The organism is Alteromonas halophila (assembly GCF_014651815.1).
Classification (GTDB): Bacteria; Pseudomonadota; Gammaproteobacteria; order Enterobacterales; family Alteromonadaceae; genus Alteromonas; species Alteromonas halophila.
On the sequence record NZ_BMXP01000003.1, the window covers coordinates 147,982 to 173,712 of the forward strand.

The 25,731-nt window shown below is 52.1% G+C and carries 23 protein-coding genes; 11 read left to right on the forward strand and 12 right to left on the reverse strand.

The genetic code is table 11. The annotated features are described in order from the left end of the window. Window positions 1-56 precede the first annotated feature (56 nt). Genes pcnB through panC form a run of 4 tightly spaced genes read left to right on the forward strand, consistent with a single transcriptional unit; the run spans window position 57 to window position 3,554 of the window. Window positions 57-1,358 (forward strand): polynucleotide adenylyltransferase PcnB, encoded by a 1,302-nt coding sequence (gene pcnB / locus IE054_RS07765; protein ID WP_189405759.1) that lies wholly within the window; start codon window positions 57-59, stop codon window positions 1,356-1,358. Then, complete coding sequence (gene folK / locus IE054_RS07770; RefSeq protein WP_189405045.1) at window positions 1,351-1,848, forward strand: 2-amino-4-hydroxy-6-hydroxymethyldihydropteridine diphosphokinase; 498 nt, start codon at window positions 1,351-1,353, stop codon at window positions 1,846-1,848. Before pcnB ends, folK begins: the two co-directional genes overlap by 8 nt. Before the next feature lie 51 nt (window positions 1,849-1,899). After that, window positions 1,900-2,694, forward strand: a complete 795-nt coding sequence (gene panB / locus IE054_RS07775) for a 3-methyl-2-oxobutanoate hydroxymethyltransferase (protein ID WP_189405046.1) — start codon at window positions 1,900-1,902, stop codon at window positions 2,692-2,694. Window positions 2,695-2,705: 11 nt separating this feature from the next. Further along, the gene (panC, locus tag IE054_RS07780) at window positions 2,706-3,554 is read left to right on the forward strand and encodes a pantoate--beta-alanine ligase (protein WP_189405051.1); all 849 of its coding nucleotides are present in this window, start codon (window positions 2,706-2,708) and stop codon (window positions 3,552-3,554) included. 76 nt (window positions 3,555-3,630) lie between these two features. Here the strand turns inward: panC and panP are convergent, their stop codons facing one another. Then, on the reverse strand, window positions 3,631-5,274 hold the full coding sequence (panP, locus tag IE054_RS07785) for a pyridoxal-dependent aspartate 1-decarboxylase PanP (protein WP_189405053.1): 1,644 nt from the start codon (window positions 5,272-5,274) through the stop codon (window positions 3,631-3,633). A gap of 314 nt (window positions 5,275-5,588) precedes the next feature. Here panP and IE054_RS07790 point away from each other — a divergent pair, with 314 nt between their 5' ends. Next, the gene (locus tag IE054_RS07790) at window positions 5,589-6,347 is read left to right on the forward strand and encodes an EAL domain-containing protein (RefSeq protein ID WP_229805038.1); all 759 of its coding nucleotides are present in this window, start codon (window positions 5,589-5,591) and stop codon (window positions 6,345-6,347) included. 20 nt (window positions 6,348-6,367) lie between these two features. Here the strand turns inward: IE054_RS07790 and trmB are convergent, their stop codons facing one another. From trmB to IE054_RS07805, 3 genes are read right to left on the reverse strand one after another with little or no spacing between them, the layout of a single operon-like run. After that, the gene (trmB, locus tag IE054_RS07795; RefSeq protein WP_189405055.1) at window positions 6,368-7,039 is read right to left on the reverse strand and encodes a tRNA (guanine(46)-N(7))-methyltransferase TrmB; all 672 of its coding nucleotides are present in this window, start codon (window positions 7,037-7,039) and stop codon (window positions 6,368-6,370) included. Beyond that, entirely contained in the window at window positions 7,039-7,836 is a 798-nt protein-coding gene (locus IE054_RS07800) for an ABC transporter permease (protein ID WP_189405763.1), read from the reverse strand. Before IE054_RS07800 ends, trmB begins: the two co-directional genes overlap by 1 nt. A 25-nt stretch (window positions 7,837-7,861) precedes the next feature. Next, the gene (locus tag IE054_RS07805) at window positions 7,862-8,788 is read right to left on the reverse strand and encodes an ABC transporter ATP-binding protein (protein ID WP_189405057.1); all 927 of its coding nucleotides are present in this window, start codon (window positions 8,786-8,788) and stop codon (window positions 7,862-7,864) included. A gap of 188 nt (window positions 8,789-8,976) precedes the next feature. Between IE054_RS07805 and IE054_RS07810 the strand changes: the two genes are divergently transcribed. Then, window positions 8,977-9,570 (forward strand): carboxymuconolactone decarboxylase family protein, encoded by a 594-nt coding sequence (locus IE054_RS07810; RefSeq protein WP_189405062.1) that lies wholly within the window; start codon window positions 8,977-8,979, stop codon window positions 9,568-9,570. A gap of 125 nt (window positions 9,571-9,695) precedes the next feature. Here IE054_RS07810 and pdsO read toward each other — a convergent pair whose 3' ends face one another. The 3 genes from pdsO to IE054_RS07825 form a co-directional block, all read right to left on the reverse strand. Next, on the reverse strand, window positions 9,696-10,388 hold the full coding sequence (gene pdsO, locus IE054_RS07815) for a sortase-associated OmpA-like protein PdsO (RefSeq protein WP_189405064.1): 693 nt from the start codon (window positions 10,386-10,388) through the stop codon (window positions 9,696-9,698). Window positions 10,389-10,764: 376 nt separating this feature from the next. Further along, entirely contained in the window at window positions 10,765-12,321 is a 1,557-nt protein-coding gene (locus tag IE054_RS07820) for a hypothetical protein (protein ID WP_189405067.1), read from the reverse strand. After that, a complete protein-coding gene (locus tag IE054_RS07825) occupies window positions 12,318-12,830 on the reverse strand; it encodes a YdcF family protein (RefSeq protein WP_189405068.1) in 513 nt (170 codons plus the stop codon). Before IE054_RS07825 ends, IE054_RS07820 begins: the two co-directional genes overlap by 4 nt. 336 nt (window positions 12,831-13,166) lie before the next feature. Here IE054_RS07825 and pdsR point away from each other — a divergent pair, with 336 nt between their 5' ends. The 4 genes from pdsR (at window position 13,167) to IE054_RS07845 (ending at window position 18,649) form a co-directional block, all read left to right on the forward strand. Then, window positions 13,167-13,856 (forward strand): proteobacterial dedicated sortase system response regulator, encoded by a 690-nt coding sequence (gene pdsR, locus IE054_RS07830; RefSeq protein ID WP_189405069.1) that lies wholly within the window; start codon window positions 13,167-13,169, stop codon window positions 13,854-13,856. Window positions 13,857-13,860: 4 nt separating this feature from the next. Beyond that, complete coding sequence (pdsS, locus tag IE054_RS07835; RefSeq protein ID WP_189405070.1) at window positions 13,861-16,050, forward strand: proteobacterial dedicated sortase system histidine kinase; 2,190 nt, start codon at window positions 13,861-13,863, stop codon at window positions 16,048-16,050. 67 nt (window positions 16,051-16,117) lie between these two features. Continuing rightward, window positions 16,118-16,564: a hypothetical protein gene (locus IE054_RS07840; RefSeq protein WP_189405071.1), complete on the forward strand. Its 447-nt coding sequence runs from the start codon at window positions 16,118-16,120 to the stop codon at window positions 16,562-16,564. Window positions 16,565-16,825: 261 nt separating this feature from the next. After that, the gene (locus tag IE054_RS07845; protein ID WP_229805039.1) at window positions 16,826-18,649 is read left to right on the forward strand and encodes a DUF885 domain-containing protein; all 1,824 of its coding nucleotides are present in this window, start codon (window positions 16,826-16,828) and stop codon (window positions 18,647-18,649) included. A gap of 129 nt (window positions 18,650-18,778) precedes the next feature. Here the strand turns inward: IE054_RS07845 and IE054_RS07850 are convergent, their stop codons facing one another. Beyond that, complete coding sequence (locus IE054_RS07850) at window positions 18,779-19,888, reverse strand: CNNM domain-containing protein (protein WP_189405077.1); 1,110 nt, start codon at window positions 19,886-19,888, stop codon at window positions 18,779-18,781. Between the two features lie 181 nt (window positions 19,889-20,069). Here IE054_RS07850 and IE054_RS07855 point away from each other — a divergent pair, with 181 nt between their 5' ends. Continuing rightward, complete coding sequence (locus tag IE054_RS07855; protein ID WP_373293863.1) at window positions 20,070-20,759, forward strand: esterase/lipase family protein; 690 nt, start codon at window positions 20,070-20,072, stop codon at window positions 20,757-20,759. Between the two features lie 95 nt (window positions 20,760-20,854). On the opposite strand, the gene IE054_RS07860 is transcribed toward IE054_RS07855, so the two are convergent. The 4 genes from IE054_RS07860 to IE054_RS07875 form a co-directional block, all read right to left on the reverse strand. Further along, complete coding sequence (locus IE054_RS07860) at window positions 20,855-22,018, reverse strand: SO_0444 family Cu/Zn efflux transporter (RefSeq protein ID WP_189405082.1); 1,164 nt, start codon at window positions 22,016-22,018, stop codon at window positions 20,855-20,857. Between the two features lie 10 nt (window positions 22,019-22,028). Beyond that, window positions 22,029-22,289: a hypothetical protein gene (locus tag IE054_RS07865; RefSeq protein WP_189405083.1), complete on the reverse strand. Its 261-nt coding sequence runs from the start codon at window positions 22,287-22,289 to the stop codon at window positions 22,029-22,031. Window positions 22,290-22,459: 170 nt separating this feature from the next. After that, the gene (locus IE054_RS07870; protein WP_189405767.1) at window positions 22,460-23,620 is read right to left on the reverse strand and encodes a PQQ-dependent sugar dehydrogenase; all 1,161 of its coding nucleotides are present in this window, start codon (window positions 23,618-23,620) and stop codon (window positions 22,460-22,462) included. 173 nt (window positions 23,621-23,793) lie between these two features. Next, window positions 23,794-25,458, reverse strand: coding sequence for a carbon starvation CstA family protein (locus IE054_RS07875; protein WP_189405085.1), 1,665 nt, complete (start codon window positions 25,456-25,458; stop codon window positions 23,794-23,796). Window positions 25,459-25,731: the final 273 nt, after the last annotated feature.

Below are 25,731 nucleotides of genomic sequence, written 5' to 3' on the forward strand. Positions count from 1 at the left end.
CCGTCCGGGGTGCCTTCAGCAAAGATAAATCATCTGAGGCGTTAACGGCGACGGTGATCCCCCGTGCCGGGCACGATATCTCCCGTGACGACATTAGTCCCAATGCGCTCAAGGTATTATACCGGCTCAATAGTGCCGGCTTTGAATCTTACCTGGTGGGTGGCTGTGTACGCGATTTGATGATGGGCCTTAAGCCCAAAGACTTTGACGTCGCCACCAATGCCACGCCAGAGCAAATCAAGGCAACCTTTAAAAACTGCCGGTTGATTGGTCGGCGCTTTCGTCTCGCGCATATCGTCTTCGGCCGTGAGGTCATTGAAGTTGCCACCTTCCGTGGCCATCACGCTGAGGGCGGTGAGGATGACAGCAAGCCGGCAGGCAAGCAGTCTGAATCCGGTATGCTGGTTCGCGATAATGTGTTTGGGTCGATTGAAGAAGATGCACAGCGCCGCGACTTCACCTTTAACGCCATGTATTACAGCGTGGCCGACTTTGCCATCCGCGATTTTGCCGATGGCCTCAAATCTATCGAAAAGCGCGAAGTCAGACTGATTGGCGACCCCGCCACCCGCTACAGCGAAGATCCGGTACGGATGCTGCGGGCGGTGCGTTTTGCCGTCAAGCTGTCAATGGACATCCACCCGGATACTGCCGCCCCCATTTACGAACTGGCGGGCCGCCTGGCCGATATTCCGCCCGCACGTTTGTTCGAGGAAACGCTGAAACTGTTTCTCAGCGGCCAGGGTGACGCCACCTTTATGCTGCTGCGCGAATACGGACTGGTGCAATTGCTGTTTCCGCAGCTTGTGCCATTTATAAAAGACGATAACAGCCGGGAAATGCAGTTCATTCGCAAAGTCTTGCAAAATACCGATGAGCGTATAAATACTAATCAGCGTGTGACACCGGCCTTCCTGTATGCGGCGCTGCTCTGGTATCCGCTTGAGGAGCATACCCAGAAGCTTCAGGCCGAATCCGGGCTTAATAATCATGATGCCTTTAATATTGCCTGTGGCGAAGTTATCAGCCGCCAGACCCAGCGCATTATGATCCCTAAGCGGTTCTCAACCGTCATCCGCGATATCTGGATCCTGCAGCAACGCCTGCCTAAGCGTTTTGGCCGCCGGGCTTACCAGTTGCTTACTCACCCTAAGTTCCGTGCTGGCTTTGACTTTCTGCTCGTGCGGGGGCAGACCGAAGGCGGCGACTTGCTCGAATTAGCCGACTGGTGGAGTGTGTTTCAGCATGCCGATCCGGGTAAGCAAAAGGGCATGGTAAATTCGCTGCGCCGCAAAGAAGGCAGCCAGAAGCCCCGCCGGCGACGCCGCCGCGCAAAGAGCAACAACGGCAATGAATAAAGAGCATGTCTACATTGGCCTTGGCAGTAATCTGGATGCCCCACAGGCGCAGATTGCCCGGGCTTTAGAAGCACTGGATCAACTTGATGATACCCGCGTGCTTAGCCGGTCCTCGCTGTATGCCAGCAAGCCTATGGGCCCGCAGGATCAGCCTGATTTTGTGAACGCAGTCTGTCTGCTTGAAACAGGCTATCAACCTGAGGCGTTTCTGGGTGAACTGCAGAAGATCGAAAACACTCAGGGTCGCAAACGTAAGTCTGAACGCTGGGGGGCACGCACACTTGATTTAGACATTCTGCTATTTGGCAGTCAAACCATCGATACGCCCACACTGACCGTCCCGCATTACGGCATGAGTGAACGGGAATTCGTACTGGTGCCCCTGTTCGAAATTGCGCCCAGTATGATCATGCATGACGGCAAACCCCTTGCTCAGTGGGTGGCCCGGTGCAATCTAGACGGTCTTCGCCGCCTGCCGCCTTCCAATTAGTGTAAAAATCCGTATAGTTCGCCATCAGACTTGTGCGTAAAGGACGGGAACATGAAAAAGGTCACGATCTCAGCCCTGCAGAAACAAAAGCAGAACAATCAGAAAATTACAGCACTGACGGCCTATGATGCCAGCTTTGCGATGATGTTTGATGAACAGGGCATTGATGTACTGCTGGTCGGTGATTCACTGGGTATGGTGCTGAATGGTCAGGATGATACCTTGCAGGTCACCGTGGCGGATATTGCCTATCACACCCGCGCCGTACGACGCGGCACTGAGCGTGCGTTTGTTATCGCTGACATGCCGTTTATGAGTTACGCCAGCGCACAGGACAGTTACCAGAATGCCGCGCAGCTAATGGCTGCGGGTGCCAGCATGGTCAAAATTGAAGGCGGCCGCTGGCTGTGCGATACGGTGACAGGTCTGGTACAACGCGGCGTACCGGTCTGCGGTCATCTTGGGCTTACCCCACAATCGGTGCATGTGTTTGGCGGCTTTAAAGTACAGGGCCGCGAGAAAGACAAAGCCCAGCAACTAATCGATGAAGCCCTGGCGCTGGAAGCGGCGGGCATTCAGTTACTGGTGCTGGAATGCGTACCAACCGAGCTGGCTACCCGGGTGACCAGTGCGCTGTCCATTCCGGTCATTGGTATCGGCGCCGGACGCTTTACCGATGGTCAGATCCTGGTGATGCATGATATGTTCGGCATTAGCGCGAACTATATGCCAAAATTTTCTAAGAATTACATGGCAGACGGCGGCACCCTGCGCGACGCAGTAAAACGCTATATTGATGATGTCCACGCCGGTGACTTCCCCTCCGATGCCCACAGTTTTGAGTAACAAGTAACACTATGCAGGTTATCGAATCTATTGATGCGCTTCGCGCGCAAACCAAGGCCTGGCGTGAGCAGGGTAAAACCATCGGCTTTGTGCCAACCATGGGCAATCTGCATCACGGGCACCTGACCCTGATCGACGAAGCCCGTCGCCACTGTGATGTAGTGATTGCCAGTATCTTTGTTAATCCCATGCAGTTTGGTGAAAATGAAGATTTGGCCACGTACCCGCGTACACTGCCTGAAGACAAACAACACCTGACTGACCACGGCGCTGATGCGTTATTTCTACCAAGCGTGAAGGCGATGTACCCGCGTGGACTGGCGCAGCAAACTATTGTAGAAGTACCGGGGTTGTCTGATGTGGTGTGTGGCGCGAGCCGCCCGGGGCACTTTCGCGGCGTCGCTACGGTGGTCTGCAAGCTGTTTAATATGGTCGCGCCTGATCATGCCTTTTTTGGTAAAAAGGATTATCAGCAGCTTAAAGTCATCAAAATGATGGCGATGGATCTGTCCATGGATATTCAGATCCATGGTGTACCGACCCAGCGCGCCGATTCAGGCCTGGCACTGAGTTCCCGTAATGGCTACCTCAGTGAAAACGAGATGCAGGTGGCGCCGACACTGTATGCGGTGATGTGCGCGCTGAAAGCCGATATTGAGGCAGGCGAGCGAGACTATCCGGCACTGATTGCATCACACACTAACACCCTGAGAGACGCAGGGTTCCGGCCTGATTACATTGAAGTGCTCAATGCCGATACACTGACCGCCCCTGCTGCCAACGACACCTCTCTGGTGATCCTGATAGCCGCCTTTTTAGGCACCACCCGACTGATTGATAATATTGAGGTGTCTGTTTAGCAAGCGAGTGCTATCCACTTCAGAAGTGAAAATTAAGAAGTAAGAAGTAAAAAGTAAAAAGTAAGAGACGCCTTACTTATCCAGACGCAGCGGCTGTTTCAGTATCCGAATCCACCAGCTCACAGAGTTGCTGCCACAGCGGTTGTGTGGTGGCAATAAGATGTTGCTCAGCCAGGATTGCAGCCAGGTCATTATGGGTGGTTAACGGATTGGCCAGTACCACGCGAAAGACCGTCATGGAGTAATCCGGATAGCGCGGCGCTTCCAGGCGTGTCCGAGAAACGAACGATTTACCCGCTTCCCGTTGCTGTTTCTGTACTTTGACGACCAGCCGGTCAAGTTTTTCGTTGATGATCCGTCTTTCTTCGTCGCTTGCCTGCGCCAGTTTGTTTTGCACGGCAGCCGGACAGACCCGGTAGGTTAACAGCGACAATGTGGGTGAGGTGACCAGCTCAAAATCCGGATGCCGATCAATCATATCTGCAAAGGTACTGGCTTTCTCGATGCTCTGATCAATAAGCAATTCGTAGCCGCGGCGGCCAAAAATATGCAGCGACGCATACACCATCATAGCCATACCGTTACGAGAGCCTTCCAGTGTTGTCGCCCCGAGATCCTTCGAGCCCTCACGCAAAATGTACTGTGCATGATGACGCACTGCATTCGCATCTTCCGGGTTCTTAAACAGTGCCATGCCCGCCCCCATTGGCACATACATCTGCTTATGGGCATCAATGGTGACAGAATCTGCGCGCTCGACGCCCTTAAGGCGTTTACGATACGTAGAAGAAAACAGCGTTGCGCCGCCCCAGGCGCCATCAACATGGAACCAGCAACCCAGCTCTTTAGCGACATCTGCCAGCTCGTCCAGCGGATCGACATGCCCGGTTTCCGTCGTACCACCGACGCCAACGATAGCCAGTAACTTATTCCCCGCTTGCTGGTACCGTTTACCTGCTTCAAGCGCCATGGCCGGATCCAGAGTCTGATCCGGACACGGCAGAGTAATAAGCTGCTCACGGCCAATACCCAGTACATCGACTGCCTTCGACAGCGAATAGTGACCGCGACGCGAGCACATAACACCCAGGTTATTGATGCCGTAGTGCTGGTACGCCGCATTTAAGCCTGCGCGGGCAACGCCAGCAAAGCCTGGCTGAGGACCCAGTATTTTATTTCGGGCAACCCACAGTGCGGTGATATTGGCGACTGTACCGCCGGAACAAAACGCGCCCAGTGCATGCCGGGCACTGTGCAGGTGCTGCTCGTAAAAGGCATCGGACTCGTCATAAACCAGATTATGCATCATTCCAAGCACCTGACGCTCAAGCGGCGTAAAGGCTTTGGAGGTTTCTATTTTGACCAGGTTCTGATTAAGTCCCACCAACAGCTTAGCCAGCGGTAAATGAAAATACGGTAACGCCGAGGTCATATGCCCGATAAACGTAGGCGAGTAGGTGTTAACCGAATGCGCAACCAGCTTATCCAGTAACGATTCGGCATGCGACGAGACAAACTCCGGAGACTCTGGCACGCGGGAATCAGAAAAATCCTGTTCGATTTCCTCCAGCGAGGTTTTCTTTGTCACCACATGCTGGGACAGAAAATCAAGGATGTTGTCTGACAAATGCTGTTCGATTTGTGCAAGCTTGGAGTCATGGTGTTCAGGTTTGGTGAAGACCCGATACATATGCTCCAGACTAACTTGAGCCTTTACCACTAAACACCTCTACACACGGTTCATTTCGGCTTTCTGACAAAGCCCCCTGGCGTCACGAACGTTAGCTGACTATGTCTGATCGCGCCCACGTTAGCCCGGCTGAAAACTTAACACAATGCTTTCAGGGAGGCGAACTTTACCCCAGAATAGGCGCTGAGCCAAGAGTGCGCCAACCGATGAGGGTATTTATACGTCTAATGTCTACTATTTCGCGGGCGCATAACTGCAACCTGGCCGTGCTGGTTCAACATCCACTTGTCTCCACGTTAACCTCTTGCCACTGCGTATCTTCTGCTATCTTTAAGGAAAATACGATGAGATTTGTAAGGACTATGACAACACAAGCACCGCGCAGCCAGGTGACAATGGATAATATCGTTCCTTATTTTCAGCCAATCATGGATCTGGAGACTGAACGGGCCTGCCGGTATGAGTGTCTGGCCAGGCTGGTCACCAGTGACGACCGGACGTTTCTGCCCAGCCAGTTTCTGCAGGTGCTGGAACGCGAAAGTAACGTGCAGCAACTGGCAGCCCGTATGTTTTTGCAGTCGGCACGCTACTTTCAGTCATTGACGATGCCCTGGAATATTAACCTGGGAGAGTACGATCTTACGGATGCAGGGCTGCTTGAACAGTTCATTGATATTCTGTCGGACTACCCGACCCCTGATCGCGTGAGTGTTGAGATCAGCGCCAAGGATGCGCTGCGTCACCCTGACGCGGTGGATACGTTCATTGAACGGGCTCTTCCCCACGGCCTGGGCGTGTTCATTGATAATGTAGGGACGCCACCGGGCAATATAAAACGGCTGCTGGCTCTGCCTGTACGCGGAATAAAACTGGCAGGCGGACTAATTCACCACTACGACAAAGAGCCGGAAGTCAAAGAGTTTGTCGACAACCTGATTGAACAGGGTACGATGCGCAGCATTTCCATCATTGCCGAACATATCGAAAACCCGCAACTACTGTCGCGGGTTAAGAAACTTCCCATCCGCTATGCACAGGGCTTTGTGTTCAGTCGCCCCCGTCCCGTCACCCTGTCTGATACGCAACGTTCAGCGGCGCCCTGACAGGCGCAGTAGCAACGTCTCTAGTCCGCTTCCTCACTGCGGCATACCAGTTGCCAGCAGCTCTGCCCACTGGCCTGGTACTTACGCTCAAATGGCGTAAATGCCTGTGACGCGGTAATTTCCTGAATATCACTCACCCGCCCATAGTGTTGTGCCGCCTGGGCAAATTCCAGCAGATACACCAGCCAGTTGCTTCTGACTTCAATACTTTCGCAGGTCGACATAAGCGCCTTCATCGCCGGCGAGCCGTGCCAGCGCTTCTGTATCTGTGACGCCTTGGGATAAGGGTTTGGATACAGCAGGTAATGCTTTTTGACCGGCCAGCCAGCGGCAACAACCAGTCGCCAGAAATCGTTGACGTCGGCGCGGATAATCCGATAGTTGTCGAGCTCGGCGGCGTATTCCGAATGCTTATTCAGGCGCGCTTCAGATTTGTCGATGCCTATGACACGACAATCCGGATACAGGGCCGCCAGCCGCGCGGTACTTTCCCCCACCCCGCAACAGGAGTCCAGAATCACAGGGAGATCACCGCTGGTGGCCCATGCAGCAATATCATCAAACGCCTGCTGTGTATGGGCGCTTACGGGTCGCTGATTGTCGGTCTGCTGGTAGCGCAGGGCCAGCGCATCCAGCTTGTCATGTGGCCCTTGCTGATTGGTGCTGATGGTGCGTGAATTGCCGGTGCTCATCAGCTTCGGATACCTTTCCCGGTTTTTAACAGGTAATAGGCAATGCCGTACATTAGCGCATTGAAGGCAACCAGCAAGATCATTGATATATCAATGCCCACGTCTGATTTACCCAGAAAGCCGAAGCGGAAACCATTGACCATATACACCACCGGGTTAGCCTGGCTGACGACCTGCCAGATATCGGGTAGCAGCTTCAGCGAATAGAATACGCCGCCAAGATACGTCAGCGGTGTCAGCACAAAGGTAGGCACCACGCTGATATCGTCAAAGGTTTTGGCAAACACAGCATTAATCAGGCCCGCCGTTGCAAACAGCGTGGCTGTCAAAATCAGTGTTACGATTACAACCACTGGATGCTGAATATTCACATCCACAAAGAACATCGAAACCAGCGTCACCAGTACGCCAATGATTAGCGAGCGTGCAACGCCGCCACCGACGTACCCCAGAATGATCACGGAGGTCGGCACGGGTGAAATTAGAAGTTCTTCGATGTTGCGCTGGAACTTAGCGCTGAAAAATGATGAGGACACATTGGAGTAAGCATTGGTGATCACGGACATCATAATCAGGCCCGGAACAATAAACTCCATATACGAAACACCGTCCATCGGACCAATACGCTCACCGATCAGATTCCCAAAGATAATGAAGTACAGGCTCATGGTGATGGCAGGCGGTACCAGTGTCTGCACCCAGATGCGCAAAAAGCGGGTACATTCCTTAATCCAGATCGTCTGAAGGGCAATGTAATTTTGCTTAAACCAGCTTTGCTGCTCGCTGTCGTGTGTCATGTCTGCAGTTTTCTCCTGACTCATCTTACGCCTCCTCCGCCGGGCTGTCTTCTTCCACCAGCCTGACAAACAATTCCTCCAGACGGTTTGATTTATTACGCATACTCATCACCTGAATGCCTTGCTCGGACAGCTGCGTGAAGACCGGATTCAGGCCTTCCTTTTTCTCAACATCCACCTCCAGTGTGTGGGAGTCAGCCATGCGGTATTCAAAGCCCTTGAGGACGGGCGCCGTTCCGGTTTCATTAATATCCAGAATAAAGGTTTCGATGCTGAGTTTAGTCAGCAGTGACTTCATACTGGTATTTTCCACAATGATGCCTTTATTGATGATGGCGATATTGCGGCATAACATTTCAGCTTCTTCCAGATAGTGGGTAGTGAGGATAATAGTGATCCCCTGCTCATTGATTTCCTTCAAAAATTTCCACATCGAGCGGCGAATTTCTATATCCACGCCAGCGGTCGGCTCATCCAGAATCAGTAAACGGGGTTCATGCATCAATGCCCGGGCGATCATCAGGCGTCGTTTCATGCCGCCAGAGAGTTCACGGGCACGGGCATGTCGTTTGCCCCACAAATCCAGCTGGGCCAGGTACTTTTCAGCTCGTTGTTTGGCCACGTGACGGGGCACACCATAATAGCCTGCCTGATTCAGCACGATCTGCATCACCGTTTCGAACTGGTTAAAGTTAAATTCCTGAGGCACCAGACCAATACAGGCCTTGGCTTTTTCCTTCTGGTTTTTCAGATCATAGCCACACACGGTAACGCTACCGGCCGTCTGATTCACCAGTGAACTGACAATACCGATGGTTGTGGATTTGCCGGCACCGTTTGGGCCCAGCAGTGCGAAAAAGTCCCCTTCTTCAACACTGAGGTCGACGCCCTTCAATGCCTGCACGCCACCTTTATAGGTTTTGGTCAATCCAGAAATATCTAATGCTTTCATGCTGTGCCTGTAAGTTGAGAGTTGCCGTTATTCTGTTAAGGTCAACAGACCGTGGTTGTGTTAATGCGTGCCGACGGCCGTAAATTCAAGATTCGCGTTGTTATAACAAATAAATAAAGGAGCGGGCGAACGTACTTCGGCACGACTGAGTGGCCACAGACGTGTTCGCACCCTCTGAGGAGAACAGTATGTCACACCTTTCACCGTTGCCGGTAGAGACCAGCCCCGAGCTTGCCGACGACTTTGCCGTATTCATCGATATTCTCGGATTTGTCCCAAACTCCCTGCTTACCATGCAGCGCCGCCCTGAAATGGTGAAAGGGTTTGCAGCGCTGACCAAAGGCGTGATGGGGGATGGCAGTACTGTCGACCCAGGCTTTAAACGTCTGATTGCGCACTTTGCCAGCCGCGCCGCGGGCTGTCAGTACTGCGAAGCCCACTCTCTGATAGCAGCAGGTATTCATGGTGTCAGTGATGAAAAAGTGGCAGCTGTCTGGGAGTACCAGACAAGTCCATTGTATAGTGAGGGAGAGCGTGTCGCGCTGGATTATGCACTGGCAGCCGGCAGTGTGCCCAATCAGGTCGACGAGCAACTAGTCGCACGTATGAAGCAATACTGGGACGAGGGGCAGATTGTGGAAATACTAGGCGCAGTCAGCCTGTATGGTTTTTTAAATCGCTGGAATGATTCAATGGCTACCGATTTGGAAGACAGCCCGCGGGCATTGGGGGATAAGGTATTGCGCAAAGGCGGCTGGACCGGCGGCAAGCATGTTGAGTAATCGAACACCTGTCTGATGAATCTGTCTGGCCGTTGGCAAACGTCAGTACCGCACTGCGCGTTGCAATGTCAGGTGGTGTAACCCACCTGACATACTCTGATACGCTCGTCGCTATAGACTGTGCCTTAACGTTTTGCGGTCATCACTTCGCCACTGCCAGAGACCTCCAGCACTACCTTGCGATCAAAGAAGGTTTCTTCATAAGATGCCCCGTCACTGTTACGCTCACCGACAGCCACCGTCAGGATTTGCTTCGGTGACACGCCTTTCTCAACCAGATAGCGTTTTACATTCAGTGCTCGTTGCATCGACAGCGCCTCATTGAACTTCTCATCCCCCCGGTTATCAGCATGCCCGGTCAGCCGAACCTGCAGCTGATTATGTCGGGTCAGTGCGTCGGCAATCAGATCAAGCTGCTGATTGTAGTTGCTTTCAATATTAACGGAGGCTGTCTTAAACTGGATGCTGCTTTCTATGGCCAGTACCCGCTCTTTAGGTTCTTCCTGGTAAGCTACCCGTGTTACCCGCGCCTGCTCTTTCATCTGATGCAGCGCATCCCGCATGGCAAATAACTCATCTTCACTGGATTGAAGTGCCGCCTGCGCCATCTCCAGCTTTTCATCGGTCACCTTATCGTTGGCAATCATGGCACCAAACATACCGGCGATGACGCCACCTGCCGGGCCAGCGACAAGCGTGCCAAGAAGTGCGCCAGAGCCCATACCTATAAATACTGATTTGTCATCTTCATTGTCTTGTGCGTGAACCGGCGCGGCCAGTGTAATGATAATGGCCAGTGTTGCTGCAGATTTGATCATGGTTTTCATCTTTTTCTCCACCTTAAAAAAAGCGCCGGGCCCGGTTGGTAAGAGACCCGGCGCAATGGGTCAAACATCGTTGCTGATGGGTTTATTAAACACCCGGATTCGGGCAGGCTGGCGGTTGATTTATGGCAAAGTGGAGGAATAGTCAGGCAAATCAGGGCAGTGTTGAACCGATACCTGATACCCAGGCAAATCAGTCCGCACTCTGCGGAGCAGCGCCGGCGTTTTGGCTTATAATGAAATAAATCACGAATTGGCAGGACGGTACCACAATCATGGATGACTATGGCTTACTGCGTTCAATGTTAAAGCCGGTGTGGCAATGAAGTGGCGCATTGCCCATGACACCAGCGACATTGTCCCTTACACATCAATGCCCTTTAAGTTCATACAGGTAGGGCGCTTTGATGAGCGGATGATCATGCCCTGTCTCGGGGCGTTTCCGCGTTCGCTTACCCAGCAGGTCCGTTTTTGCCCAGGCCAGAATGTCATCGGCCTTTTCTTTATTGAAGGTAAATTCTACCCGGCCAAACTGATCTTTGAGGCCAACCACCAGCCCCCAGTTTTCATTTTCGTTTAGCGGCGGCCTTATTACCGAGACGACTTCGCGTGTGTCATAGGTAATATCTTCGTCATCAAAAAACAGCTTTCTTCGCCCCACCAGTTCGTCTGGCTTTTCTGACGACCAGATAAACACTTCATAGCCATCATCTTTACCGAAGAACTGGTTGCCGCGCCAGCGGTACACGGTGCCATCTTCTGCCTGCACCTGTGTTTCCTGAACCTGTCGCAATGCGATATATTTCCTTGAAATGGCGTGTGTTTTTACCAGTTGATCGTCGCTGAAAAATTTAAATGTCAGGTGTATATTTTCTTGACCAAAATCTTTACCTGAAAAATCGAGATTTTGCAGACCAAACTGAAACTCAAACCGCATACTGGGATTGACGGCAGTCCGGGTTTCATTCTCCTGCCAGCCATTCAGATAAATAGGAGAGTGGTTGACCGACAACGCATACGAAAAATTATTTACCCTGTCCGGCAGTCTTAAGTCCGATGCACTGACATGAAAGTCAACATAGGTAATATGCTCAGTTTCATTCATTTCTTCCAGCGTAGACAATGAGGGGGTGATCCAGCCCCGTTCTTCCGATTGCGCATAGGCGCGTGAAAAAAGCCCCCATCCGTCCGAATTGACTTTGGCTGACTCAGACTCACAGGGCGTGATGTTGCTGGCATTCTCGGTAAGCGTGCAGGTCCTTGACTGACACTCAAATTCTGCACCGATGACAAGGTCGTTTGAACGATGAAAGCAGATGTTAAAAGTTGGGATAGCACTAACCGGGCCGGGAAACGAGGTCGTTACCTTGCGTTTAGCGACAAGGTGCATTTTATCGCCGATGGCATCCAGCTTTCTTTCTATAACTTTGTATTTGCCCCACTCACTGCCCACATTTTCCAGCGGCACGATAGGATAGTCCGACAACGAAAAGTTGATGGGGGCAACCTGCGTAATCACCAGTTTCTCTTTGTCGAACAGCCGGTTTTGGCTTTCCAGATACAATGGCGAATGAAATACAATATCAAAAGCATCCATGGTGGGCGTCGGGGGTGGCACAACCTGCTCATCGTCGCTGATCATCAGAAACACAACCACAAAACCGCCTGCAGCGCCTGTCAGACTGATCCCCTTGCCTAACTTTACGCCATTAATCTCGGTTAATGTCACCTTTGACGTTGAGTCGAGTAAGCCAAACAGGATGAGCGATATGCTCAGCGCAATCAGCGCAATGGTGACCTTATCGGAAAACGCCAGGACCTGCACAGACAGTGCCGCAAGCAGGAAAAAGATAAGCGCGACAACCACAAAAAAAGTGGCCTTTTTCACGTTGAAAGCAGGAGCGGGATCGTTTTCTTTATCGTTCATGTGCTGATTCCTTTCGTGAGTCGCCGCCAGGCCAGCACCACACCGTCATAAACAGACGCAACGACCTCGCGTGCCCACATGTAGGCCCAGTTAATAACCCCCGTTTTGGTGTGACCTGACACAATCCAAAGCGGCGTTGCTTTTCGGCCCAGGATAAACAGTAAAAATACAATTCTGAGAACGTGGTAATTATCGCTACAAACAAAGATATGTTCTGATGTACTGACCTGTGCATGCAGTGCCAGTACAGATGCCAGCGTGTCTTTTGAGTCGTGATCGCAGAGGATGTCTGATGCATCAATACCATTTTCAAGCAGTACATCTTTCATCACAGCCGCTTCTGTAGGGATGCGTTCATCAGATGTTCCGCCGGTAACAAAGAATCCCGGAGACATCATGGTTTTTGCTGCTTCAAGCCCTCCCAGCGTTCTTCGCAACAAACTGCCGCTGGGTGTTCCGTCCTCTAATACCCTGGAGCCAAAAATGGCAATCCGTTCATTGTGATTCATACCCGGTTTCCGGTAGGAGATAAAACCATGTGTCTTACCCTCTTACTATTATGAAAACAAAAACGGATTGTGCAATATTTAACCTTTCGTAACCTGGTTCTGATCCTGAATATGCAGCTTTGATAGTTTGAGGAAGACGGAAATACCAGTCGGTCAGGACTGCGGTACCGGCCTTCGCCGGTACGACGATGCTTCGATATCACTTCGGTAAAAACGAACGCGCTCACCCCAAAATGTGGCAAAATCATGGCGCCTTTATGGATTTTTCGCCCGGGTCCGGCAAAGCCATGGCCAGATACGGTATAGTGGTGACAGTGAAGTAAGACGAGACGGACTATGCCACGAACGATTGCGCTTGTAGAAGATGATGCCGCTATCCGTGATAACTACGCCACGGCCTTAAAAAGCCAGGGTTATCAGGTAAATACCTATTCTGACCGGCCGTCTGCAGCGGCAGCATTTGATACCACCTTGCCCGATCTGGCGATCATCGATATTGGCCTGAATGAAGAAATGGAAGGCGGCTTTATGCTGTGTCAGCAATTACGCCAGTTGTCTCAGTCGCTACCCATCATCTTTTTTACAGCCCGCGACAATGACGTGGATACCATTAGCGGACTGCGCATGGGTGCAGACGATTACCTGACCAAAGATATCAGTCTTGCCCACCTGCTGGCGCGTATTGCTGCGCTCTTTCGCCGTACCGATCTGCTGGCCACGCCTAAACAGCAAAGTGAGCAGATCCGGTTAGGTCACCTGGATGTTGATGTGTCGCGGATGACGGTAAGCTGGAAGTCCGAGCCGGTAGCACTAACGGTCACCGAGTTCTGGATGCTGCATGCCCTGATTAAACGCCCCGGCCATGTGAAAAGCCGCCAGCAGTTGATGGACGAATCACGGATGGTGGTGGATGACACCACCATTACCTCCCATATTAAGCGGATGCGTAAAAAGTTTGTCCAGTTAGACGATACCTTTGATCATATCGATACCGTGTACGGTATGGGTTATCGCTGGCAACAATAAACTGATGCGTATTCGCTTTTCCATTCGTCTGCAGCTTTTGCTGCTGTCACTGTTTTTATTCGCCATCCCCTGGCTGGGCTACAAGTATGTGTGGGAGTTAGAGCAATACCTGCGGATTGGTCAGGAACAAACCATGATCGGCACAGCGCGGGCCGTTGCCACTGCACTGCATGAGCGCCCGGCATTATTCGACAGTCAGTCTGCCTACCTGCAAAACGTGCGTCCGGGTACCGATTTATATGCGCCGCCTATCCCCAATCCTATTCGCCTTGATGGTGAGCTTGATGACTGGCAAGGCGTACAGCCTCTGATGCGGGACTATGGCGATGCGCAGGTAGTGAACTGGTTTGATACCACCTACCCGCGCCCTGAGCCCAGCCTGTCTTTTACTCATATGGTGGGACGCTATGGTCAGTTTCTGTATGCCATGTTCGATGTGAAAGACGATGTGACTGTATGGAGAAAACCGAATAGCCTATCTGTTGACAGAAGTGACCACTTACTAATTGGCATCAAGACTGAAGACGAAACACTCAGGCGCTATATTATAGCGCCGTATCAGGAGGGGTGGGTGAATGCTTACCGGCTGGACGAGGATTTAAGCCGCTACCGGGCCAGCGACAATGCACTGTCAATTCAGGGGCGCTGGCGACAAACCAGTGACGGTTACGTGGTGGAACTGCGATTCCCATTGGAGATGACCGCTGGCTCACTGGCGTTTGCGGTGGTTGATGTGGACGACTCGCGCACCGGCACCAAGAAATATGCCATCGGCACGGCAAACCCGAATCAGGTCGATGCGCTGGGCACGGTCGTGACGCCTTCACCGGAAATTGAACGTATCTTAGGCGGACTGAAATACGCTGACTCACGGGTGTGGGTGGTCGACAAACATAAACGTGTACTGGCCCGCGCCGGTGATATTCAGTCAGCGGATGGCTTTCGCGTCTCCCGCCGCCAGCAAAGCGGTAACGGATGGTGGCGCTGGATTGAAGAGAACTGGCTGTTGCCGCTGTATTATCACATTCTCACCAAGCCACCTTCCGATTTTGTTGACGAACTGGACGACGCGTATGCCCTGGTTGGCCAGGACATCAGCGCTGCTCTTAAAGGTAAGGCTGACTCGCTGTGGCGACTGACGCCCGACAACAAAGCCGTCGTATTATCGGCCGCCTACCCGATTTACATCGGTGATTCGGTCATGGGCGCGGTCGTGGTTGAACAAACCACCAACGGTATTCGTACACTGCGGAATCAGGCACTGGAGCAGTTGTTTCACGTCATCCTCGCAGTCATGCTGGTCGGTACACTGAGCCTGTTACTGTTTGCCAATCGTATTTCCAGCCGCATTCGTAAACTGCGCGATGACACCGAAGCGGTGATCGATGACAACGGCAAAATTATTGGCAGCCTGCCACTCGCCCGCCAGGGCGATGAAATTGGCGATCTGTCACGAGCGTTTAAGGATGTACTGGATCGCTTGCAGCAATATAACAGTTACCTGGAAAATATGGCGTCGCGGCTGTCACACGAATTGCGTACCCCCATTGCCGTAGTGAAGTCGTCACTGGATACCCTGAATCAGGTCGACAACAACAAAGAGCACGAAGTATTTATTGGCCGCGCACAGGAGGGCATTCGCCGATTGAGTACGATATTGAACTCTATGAGCGAAGCCACCCGCCTTGAACACGCGATTTCTCAGGAAGAGCCGGAAAGTTTTGACGCCATCAAGGTATTGAGTGGTTGTGTTGCTGGCTATCAGCAGGCTTATGCAGGCCGTCGCTTTCAGCTAAAATTATCGTGTGAGGCGGCGGTGATTACCGGCTCGCCTGAACTGTTTGCGCAAATGCTCGACAAGGTCATTGCGAACTCCGTCGAGTTCAGTGACACCGATGACACGATTTCCCTGCATGCCTGGCTGGAAAACCGTCAGCTCCAGCTCACCATCACCAACCCCGGCCCTCTGCTGCCAGACGGTATGCATGACCAGTTGTTGCAATCGATGGTGTCAGTGCGTGCTGAAGCCAGTCGTCAGGCCACCAGCGAATCACCGCACCTGGGACTTGGTCTTTACATTGCCAACATGATTGCGCAATATCATAAAGGCCGGGTGGTGCTCGAAAATTTACCGGATCATACTGGCGTATGTGTCAAAATCATGCTGCCGGTGAATTCGGCGGTAAAAAGTTAAAACAGATTAATGGTGCGCGTAGTGCGGCCCGGAGATCATTCAACCATGCCCAGCGGCAATTAATATTATGACCGACGACTCAGTCCCGCCTCACCCTGCTCTGGAAAAACTGGAGCCATGGTTTGCGCAAATGCATGTGCAACTTTTCGATACGTTACAACAGGCTCAGGCGGCCGTTGATGAAGCCGAGCGTACCGGCCAGGATCTGGATGTATCCTGTGAGTACTATCAGCAGCTTCAGCGGGATTTTAAGGTTACTGTAGCCAGCTTTCCGGCTGAAAATCACTTTACACTACCGATGATAAAACGCACCCAGGCACTGGAGGAATCGGAGTCAGGATTGCGTCTGCATCTCGCGCAGGTGTGGGCGGCCGCTGTCTGCACGCTGACATTGCACAGAATGCTCAGTGCGGTTCCCCTTGAACTGGCTGATGACGAAAATATTACCGGCGAGCTTAAAATGAAGGCCGCTATGCACTACGCGATGTGGCAGCACCTGTTAAGTGATGCCTGATAAATCTGCCACTGCCCGCCCAGACCTGGCAGTGACGTTAGCACGTGCAAGATACTCAAACTATTCACCGGCCCCGTGCCGTTGAAATATCTCTTTACAAAGCAACGCCCTGATAACTCACCATTAAATCGACGGGCCGTCATCCGTAGGCTACTATCGATTGCGATCATGCTATTTTACCAGCCAGCGCCTGCTGTTAAGGCCTTGTAGAACGCAGGCGGTAAAAACCGATAATAAACAACTGAGTGTGTAGGAGAATCTGTGAGCTTACTTCGAACTTTATTAATCAGCGGCGCGGTAATGACGCAAGCCGCACTGCCGGTGATGGCAGACGTATCGTCGACCGGCAGCCAGACCGCAACGCAGCAACAACAAAGTGAACATGACCGCCTGTTCGCCCTGTTTGCCGACTCTAACGAGCGCGAACTGGCCCTTAACCCTATTTCCGGACTATTTCGTGGCGACATGCGCCGGGCCGATCAGTTGGGCGACTACCTGACAGAAGCCCATGGCATTGCGACACGCACAAACACCCTGCTGAACATCGCCAGACTGGAACAGATCGACCGTGACAAACTAAGCAAAACCGACCAGCTTGCCTATGATGTATTTGAATATAATCAGCAGCAGGCGCTAAAGGCGAGCAGTGATGAAATCGAGGCACTAACGGAAGTCCGCCCTATCAACCATATGAGTGGCTTTCACACATTTTATCCTACCTTCGCCAGCGGCAAAGGCGCGGCACCATTTAAGACAGTAGAAGACTACGAGAACAACCTGTCCCGTCATGAGGACTATATAGAAATTGGTGAGCGCGCTATTGATATGTTTCGTGAGGGCATGGAAACCGGCGTGCTGGAAACCAGGCTGACTATCGACCGCGTGATCCAGCAACTTGATAAGCAATTGTCGATTCCGATGAAAGAGTCACAATTCTGGGGCCCGGTTAAAAACTTCCCGGATGACTTTACGGCTGAACAAAAAGAGCGCCTCACTAAAGAGTATGAAGTCGCCACACAAGCGCTATATGACTCTACTGAACGTATGCGTGACTTCCTGCGCGATGAGTACCTGCCGGTAGCCCGTGAGTCAATCGGGTTAAGTGATATGAAAGGTGGCGAAAAGCTTTACCGCCAGATGGTAGAACGCACCACCACACTGCCCCTTGAACCGGACTACCTGCACAACCTGGGCTTAAGCGAAGTGAAACGTATCAAACAGGACATGCTGGATATCATGGAGGAAGTCGCGTTTGACGGTACGTTAAATGAATTCTTTGATTACGTGCGCACCGATGAGAAATTCAAACCAGAGAGTCGTGAGGCACTGACTCAGAGTTATTACGATATCGGTAAGGAAGTCGACCAGAAAATTGACGAGTACTTTTCGCTGCTGCCCAAGTCAGAGCTGGAAATAAAGCCTTACGATCCGGCCATTGAGCAATTCAGCGCCGGCGGCTCGTATCAGAGCGGTACGCCGGACGGCTCACGTCCTGGCACATTCTACTTTAACGCCTATGACCTGCCCAGCCGCCTGACCACCGGCAATGTTACCCTTTACTTACACGAAGGGGCCCCGGGTCACCATTTCCAAATCAGTCTGGCGCAGGAAAATGAGGCGCTGCCTGCCTTTATGCGCTTTGGTGGTAATACGGCCTATGTCGAAGGCTGGGCGCTGTATGCGGAAACTCTGGGTTATGAAATGGGCTTCTTTGACGACCCGTGGAACCGTTACGGTACATTGCAGGATGAACAGCTGCGCGCCATGCGCCTGGTGGTGGATACCGGCATCCACGCCAAAGGCTGGAGCCGCGAACAGGCCATTGATTTTATGCTGGACAACTCTGGCATGACACGTACTGAGGTTGTGGCGGAAGTCGAGCGTTACATCGCTATTCCTTCACAGGCCCTGGCCTATAAAGTCGGCGCGCTGAAAATTCAGGAACTGCGTGAAAAGGCAGAAACAGAACTGGGCGATGCCTTTGATATCAAGGCCTTCCATGCACAGGTGTTAGGTACTGGTGCGCTGCCGCTGACTATTCTGGAAGAAAAAATCAATCGCTGGATTGAGAGCCAGAAAAGCTAAGCCGAAGCAGGTAGTCACCCATCATACAAAAGCTGACCATGAACATGGTCAGCTTTTTTTATGTGTGTGGATTTTTTTGACGTCAGTCTGAAACACAGCAGGTGACTTGTCAGGTAGCACGCAGATACTTTATTGCTCGTTTCCCGAGCGATCTGAGCCTGTCGGTTCATCGCTTTTTCCCAGCGATGAATCCGGCACATTCTTGAGCATCATACGCTCGCGTCGGCGGCTCATCATTTTAGCCAGACGGCGCATGCTTACAGTAGTGTCTTTCTCATCAACGATGTCCACACCCAGCAGCCGCTCAAGCATATCTTCTAACGTCAGAATACCTTCCAGGCCACCGTATTCATCGACGACCAGCAGCATATGGACATTCTTGTCCAGGAAATGCTCGAAGGTACTGGACAAGGGCATCGTCCCCAGAATCGTGACCAGATCTTTCGCATAGGCACTCAGTGGTTTATCCGTGTTTCCCCGTGCCTGTGCCACCAGTAGTTCGGAACGCATGACGTAGCCGGTGACATTCTCAGAATCCTTGTCTTCGTAAACCGGGATACGCGAATACTCAATGTGGGCATACTTATGGAAAAAGGTTTCCACCGACATAGATTCGGCAACCGAAAACAGCGCTGTCCGGTGGGTGATGGCATCTTTCACTTTCAGCTCATGCAGACTCAGCAGGCTTTGCAAAAATGCCGCTTCGTGGTTGGCCAGCTGCCCCTCCTGACCGGACAGCTCTGCCATCGCATGCAGCTCAGAGCGGCTCAGCCCCCGCAAGGGACTGTCTTCTTTGAAGCCACGGGTCAGCAAGGCCGACATTTTAACAAAGGGCTTCAGCAGCATAGTCAGGTACTTCAGAAAATACGCCGTTGGCGGCGCAAGTGCGCGCCAGTAGGTTGCGCCCAGCGTTTTGGGAATGATTTCCGAGAAAATCAGGATCAGCAGTGTCAGCACAGCAGAAATAACACCGAGATAGGCCTCACCAAACACAACCGCTGCCTGCGCACCCGCACCGGCAGCACCCATGGTATGAGCGATGGTGTTAAGCGTAAGAATGGCAGACAGTGGATTGTTAATATTGTCTGTCAGCTTTCTCAGCACCTTGCCGCTGGGGCGCTGGTCTTTTTCCATGACCGAGATATAGGCCGATGACACACTTAAGATCACCGCTTCGGCGATAGAGCACAGAAAAGAAAACCCCAGTGCAATAAGCACATATACAATTAATAAAAACATTATCCCTGAAACCGCAGACGGCGTTCGTTTGGCAGGCCCCTATTATGCGTGACTCACAGGTATGTACAAGTCTTGCGGACAAAACCGTATTACGCACCAAAGTACTATGGCAGGGTCGCGGCTGCGCCCCTACGCTGATAACAACTTATTAACAAAAGGGTGCAATATGAAGCTGAAAATAATGAGTCGGCAACTGGTCGCGTTAGGTCTGCTACTGCTGGTATCAGCAAGTGCAGCAGCAGTTTGTCGCGACAGCGTGGTACTGGTACACGGCAATGCAGCATCACCTTCAAGCTGGGAAAATACCGTAGATGCGCTACTTGCAGACGGGTACGGTCAGCAGGATATCTTCACACCTGACTGGGGGCTGTCATCCTGCCCGGCCTGCAATAACCATAACGGCAGCGAAGAAACACCGGTTCGCACTGCCATTAATACTGCGATTAGTCAGTCCTGCACTGGGAAAATTGATGTCATCGGTCATTCAATGGGGGTCACACTGGCGGCGCAGCAAATTGATAAACTGGCGGCGTCTGCCTACGTTGACACCTTTGTGGGGATAGCCGGGGCGATGCGGGGCCTGTGGAGCTGCGGTGTTTACCCGTACAATGTCTGGAACAGTACCTGTGGGTATTACGGCCTGTCTGTGCAAAGCCCCTTTTTAGATGGCTTATACGGCATACCGCTCGGAGATAAGGTGTACTCGATAAAAAGTTATATCGACCAGATTGTCTGTTCGTCCGGGACCTGTACTGTCGGCGGTATTCACAGTAGTCGTATCTGGAACGAAGACGCCTCCTTTACCTACAGCCTGGGCCATTTTGGCCTGCAATCCGATACGGTGACAAAACAAATATCGTTAATTCAGTAGTATTGTGGCGGGCGCAGGCCATTACCTGCAAAACCTGCCTTGCAACTACGCACTTCAGGCCTCGCTGAGTGACGGTAGACTTGTTCGCATCTTCCCTAGTGGCAGCAGTCGGAGTGAGTATTCACTGGCGATAACTTTTCCGCTATCAGTCGCCACACATTACGAATTATCAGCGCACCAAGCACTACCGCAGATGTGCTATAGATAGCCTGCATAATACCGCCGCCATGCTGATGCGCCTGTGCGGCACCACTGATATAAGTGGACAAATCCCAGCCTGTAACCAGTGCATTCAGCCCATAGCCGGCCACAATACTGGCACTGACTACCGCAAACAGATACAGACTTAGTGTGCGTTTCCCCATTTCCTGCATGATCATGCCCATGGTGGAAATATTGGTCGCAGGCCCTGCCATTAAAAATACCAGCACCGCGCCGGGCGACAAGCCTGCAGCCAGAAAACCTACTGCCAGAGGCGTAGAAGCCGTTGCGCAGATATACATGGGAATGCCGATAACGGCCATCACCAGCATGGCGACCAACCCGTCGCCCCACCGGGTAAGAAAATCAGTCGGCACCCAGGTTTGAATAACGGCGGCCAGCGCCAGCCCAATCAGCAGCCAGATGATGATGTCATCCAGTAAGTTACCACTGGCATAAGCCAGCACATTACGCAGTTTACTTCGCTGTGCTGACACCGCCTTTTGAGTACCGGCCTGAGTATCACAGCTTGATGACGTTGCCTTGCTGTCGCAACAGCTGCTCACTGTTTCCGGTTCGGGCTTGGGTGCCGTTTTGTGAGAACAGCAGGCGGTCGCTACTGTATTCCGTGGCGACTGCGATGCCTCGCGGGCAAACAGGCGCACCAGTATGCCGGCATAAATGGCACTGATTATTGCCGCAATCGGACGTACAATGGCAAAGAGAGGACCAAGCAATGCATACGAGACCGAAACGCTGTCGACACCGGTTTCTGGCGTAGACACCAGAAACGAGACCGTTGCCGGTTTTGATGCACCACTACGGCGCAGACCTACTGCCGCAGGAATAACCCCGCAGGAGCACAGCGGAAGCGGTGCACCGATAACCGCCGATTTCACGATGGCAGACAGGCTGGCATTCCCCATGTGTCTTTGCAGCAGCGAGACCGGCACAAGCTCATGCATAATCCCGGCGATAAGCAGCCCGAGCAGCAGCCACGGCGCTGACTCAATAAACAGGCCGAGGAAATTTTCCAGAAGTAAAACTATGTCGTTCATCGTCACTATATCAGTTAGTCGGTTTGCCAGTCACCCACACCAGAAGCGCGCACGTTACCAGCACCAGTCCCAGCCATATCAACAACGTAGGCCAGACTGCCAGCCCATTACGGCTCTGCTTAACGACACGCTCTCGCGAGGGATAGCGAATGGGAAAAAGATGTGCCGCAAACCACAGCGCTACTCCAAAAAAAATCGCATTAAGCGGTGACGGCAACAACCAGAAGTTCAGCCAGGTCAGCACGACAGCAATGAAGAGTTTAAGCCACATCCGGTGAGCACATTCTGTTTTCCGTTTATTTCTCATGCTAACAAAAAAGCGACTCTACGTCGCCTTTGATACTCATTGCTGCACACGGGTACCGACCTATTGGACACATTGTTTGACACCCGCTGCGAGCGACAGCAGGTGTCAGTTAACAATGTATTAGTGCGGTTGTGTCACATTGCCGGCTGCACTTTCAACAAACGGCCGTTGCCGCCGTCTTCCAGCACATAGATATTACCGCGATTATCCTGCTCAACCTCCCGGACTCGCATACCCCACTCGTAACGCTCGGCTTCTTTAACGTCCCAGTCATTATTGTCGCCCTGGTTAAAGGTAACGCGCACCAACGCCTGGGAAGAGAGTCCGCCGATAAAGCCATCGCCGGTCCAGTCACTGTGTTTTTTGCCGTGGTAAATAATGAACCCGGCCGGACTGATAGCAGGCACCCAGGCTTTCTCAGGTGCTTTGAATACCGGATAATCCTCGTGGTTAGGAATTTTGACACCTGAATAATGATCACCCTGGGAAACCATGGGGTAGCCATAGTTACGCCCCCTTTCGATGATGTTTAGCTCATCGCCATGGCGCGGTCCCATTTCATGCGCCCACAGATTCCCCTGGGCATCAAAATCAATACCCAGCGGATTACGGTGACCCAGTGTCCAGATTTGCTCGGTGACAGCGCCATTGCCATAGAAAGGATTGTCTTCAGGTGCACTGCCGTCTTCGTTTAATCGTAGAATTTTTCCCAGGTTCATTGCCATATTTTGCGACGGCGTAAACTTCTGTCTCTCTCCCGACGTGACGAACAGGTAGCCGTCCGGTGAAAACACCATACGGTGGGAATAGTGACCGTTGCCTGTCATTTTCGGTGACTGCCGCCAGATAATTTTCCGATCTGCCAGACTTGCCTTGTCGTTGGTGATCGTTAATGTGGCCCGCTCGATCACCGCACCACTGTATCTGTCGTCGTCTGGGTCACGCTCAACATAGGACACATAAATGGTGTTATTGGCGGCAAAATCAGGATGAATGATCACATCGCCCAGTCCGCCCTGATTACGCGCTACTGTGTCGGGCATATTCGATACCGATGCCAGTTTCTGCTGATTTTTGTCCAGCAGCCACATCGCACCGGTTTTCTCTGTCACCAGACTGTGCCCGTCCGGTAAAAAGGTCATTGCCCAGGGGTGGTCGAAGGTAGCCAGTGCCTGTCCGGTGAGTTCGGTGCCCTGGCTGCCTGTCATGGTTACCTGCGTGTTCTGCGCAGACTGCGCCAGTGTAAATGTTGAAGTTACCAGTAGTAGTGCTGAAAAAACGAGTTTCTGTCGCATCATAGGTCCTGTCCTGTTTAACATTGATGTTGCGGATTCGTTGCCACCACGCCTGATGCACTGACAGCGCGACCGGCAGTCAGGCGTAAAGTATGGATGTCTACGTTGTCGCGCTCTGGGTGGCTCAGTTTCTCAGCAGACAGTGATGGCCGTTTAAACGTCTGGCGCAGGCCCTAGTCGCCGCGACGAAACCGCTTAATCACTGCGGCAGCTTCCAGCATCACCAGTACCGACACAATCAGCACCACGGCGTCTAAAAATACCAGCAGATAATTGTCGGCCAGCCAATACTCCTTGAGTTTTATCACCCCGGCAAAAAACGCCATCACCAGAACAAACACCATGGGCACCAGCGTATAAATAGCGGGGCGTTTGAGTTTAATCAGCATCACAGAAATCACCAGCAAGGTCAGGCTTGCCAGAATTTGATTGGTTGAGCCGAACAGCGGCCAGATGATCATACCGCCGGAGCCTGATGAGCCGCCCGCACCAAACGCCAGCAGCAAACAGCTACCGACCGCCACCAGCGTAGCGACAGCGCCTTTTTTCAGAACATTCAGGTTATAGATATCACCCCATTCCTGAATAATATAACGCTGTAACCTGACCCCCGAATCCATGGTTGTACCCGCAAACAGCACTACCATGACAGCCAGAATGGTCGACGCAAACTCCACTGGCAGCCCCCAGCCATTCGCGATCAGGTTGGCACCGCCCTTAATAAAGGCATCTACGCTTCCTGCGCCAAGGTGAGAGTACACTGCATGCCACTCTTCAGGTGAGGCTGCCAGGGTTACACCGCTCACCGCGATGATGGTGATCAGTGCAAGCGAGCCTTCGCCAACCGCTCCGAGGTAACCGACAAACCGGGCATCGGTTTCTTTGTTCAGTTGCTTGGAACTGGTGCCGGAGGACACTATGCCATGGAAGCCCGATACCGCCCCGCAGGCAATGGTAACGAATAAAAGCGGTATTATGCTGGGTGTTTCGGTCGCGGTCTGTGAATTGAACGCCGGGGCAGTAATATCCGGCAACGAGAAAAAGACAGCGCCGTACAACAACAACAGCCCCACCAGCAGTTGCATACCATTAATGAAGTCGCGGGGCTGCAGCAGCATCCAGACCGGCAGCAGCGACGCAATAGCTGCGTAAATAAACAGAATAATAATCCAGTTGGCCGTGTCGGCCAGCCCAAACAGGGTCTCGGGAAGCGCAACTGGGATATAGCTGCCCGCAAACACTGAGGCATACAACACCAGAATACCGATAAAACACAAAGGGATGAGTTTAAAGTTGCGCTTGATAAGCTGACCGATAATCAGCGCGACAGCAATGGCTGTCCAGGCAGGAAATACCGCATCTGGCTGGGAAACAAATGAATTGGCGATGACTACGCCAAACACCGCATTAACCATCAGTAGTACCAGAAATACCACGATCATAAACAGCGCACGGGAACGCTTACCAATCACGCTTTCTGACAGTGCCCCCATGGATTTCCCTTTGTGCCGGGCACTGGCCCACAGCGCCCCCATGTCGTGCACCCCGGCAAACAGAATGGTACCAAACACCACCCATAACACGGCTGGCACCCAGCCCCAATAGACAGCAATCGCTGGCCCGACAATGGGCGCCGCGCCGGCTACTGAAGTAAAGTGATGTCCCCACAAAACTACCTTGTTAGTCGGTACAAAATCTTTGCCGTCGTTCAGTTCATGGGCAGGCGTTTCGAAGTTTTCATCAAGCTTAAAAATGTGGTTTGCAATAAACTTTGAATAAACAAACCAGCCGATAAGCATTCCGACAATGCCCATCAGCACAATAGCAATTGACTGCATAGTAATAATCCAACAGTAAGTGTCCAGACACAGCTTGCGCTACCCAAGCCAATAAAAATTATACCCTAAATCGCAGACTTTGGGCTCGCTGAGTGATGATAGACCTATTCGCATCGTCCTTAAAAAGAAAAACGTTACTTTCTGGCACGTTAGTACAACGTATCGCACTGATAATGCAGGGACGCATCATCAAGTAAAAGGTGTCAGTCAGTTTTGGAGGAGTTATCTCTTTTCTGCCCATGGATACAGCTTTTTAAGGCATCCCAACATCGA